The sequence below is a fragment of the Pseudomonas sp. BGI-2 genome, assembly GCF_004310295.1.
In the GTDB taxonomy this organism is placed as follows: Bacteria; Pseudomonadota; Gammaproteobacteria; order Pseudomonadales; family Pseudomonadaceae; genus Aquipseudomonas.
In genome coordinates, this window is sequence record NZ_SISB01000097.1 from 1 (window position 1) to 1328 (window position 1328).

A 1328-nucleotide genomic window follows, 5' to 3' on the forward strand; every position below is an offset into this window, starting at 1 on the left:
TAATCAACCGAACGAACCGGCAGCCCTCGCGGGTCCACGACGAACAATCGGGGTGTTTTGTAGTGCATTCCCGTCGTCGATGCCTGCATGCCGGTTCGTCCCTGTTTGCTTGCGGTTATCTAACCCCTCGTGGCCGGGGCTGGCTACTGTCAGAAATTACAGTGCCGACCAACGGTGATCACGGTTGATCCGTGAATGTCACTTCTGCGTTTTCCCTATTCGCAGCGGGTTCGTCGGGAGCTTTTTACATCTGGGTTTTCATTGTCAAAAAGGTTGCCATTGATTGTCCCTCGCCTTCCTGAAAGCGACGATATTGGCATTCGGAATCGGGGTGATAAAGGTCATTTCCACGGTCATGGGTGGAATGATCGCCACGAATTCGGACTGGTCAATCGTGTCACCACTCATTAACAATCGGGTATCCAATCTCCCTTTAGGAGTGAAGTTGAAGGGCGCCCCGAGCTTCAACGTCTGTTCGTTGATATCTCGCTCTCTCAAATCCGGAACGTCCATCCGGTACAGGTAGCCTCTTGAGTCACCATATCCTCCTGAGTCTTCATCCATGCCAGTGGATACGTATCCAGGAACGGCGCTTCTAACATGTCCTTGAGCCAGAGAGTTAATCCCTTTGCTCAATACTGCCTGCGCGAACTCATCCTTTATTTTTTCTCCTCGGTTATCCCTGGGGAAAAAGCCACCCGCTTTACGGATTGTGTTGGGGGAACGATCATCCCCCCTCATGGCTACGATGCCGCCCGAGGGAGCAAGCATCAATTGATGTGAGCCCACAGTCATTGAACCGCTCGCATAGGACGGAAGTGCTGCATTTGACTTATCCGCCGTTGGTAACACGATAGGAGGCGGTCTTTTAGGCGCGACCACCGTTACAGCCGAAGGCTGACCCGTTTGAGGTGGGGCGGGCCGAGGTAGATGAGGCCGAGGTGGAGCCACCGGCTTGACTGCAGCTGGCGCAAGAGAAGGTGGTGCTGGAAAGGCTGCCGGTCGGGGAGGCACTGCGGGTTTGGCAGCCCCCTGACTACTACTTGGGGTAGGTTCGAGGCCATCTAAATCAATCAACCCCAATGGATTGTTTCGAACCATCCGGTACAGATTGAGGCCATCGATAGTCAAGGCGGGATCGGGATTCAGCCAGTGCTGCAACCACGGTATGTAATACCGATAACCATAGTAATAAAGCCCCGTCGCATCGCGCTCCTTGCCCGAATAACGAATCGTTTTATAGTCGCTGTCTACCACGTCCGGTCCGGCATACCACGCGGTTTCGCCGTAGGGGTAAAAGACTTCCTGGCTGATGATTTGTGCATCGT

1 protein-coding gene is annotated in these 1328 nt (G+C 53.8%); it reads right to left on the bottom strand.

The window, feature by feature from the left end; translation table 11 throughout:
• Nucleotides 1-264: 264 nt before the first annotated feature.
• The coding region (locus tag EYC95_RS30010; protein ID WP_131063536.1) for an RHS repeat-associated core domain-containing protein at nt 265-1328 on the bottom strand (1064 nt) is incomplete at its 5' end.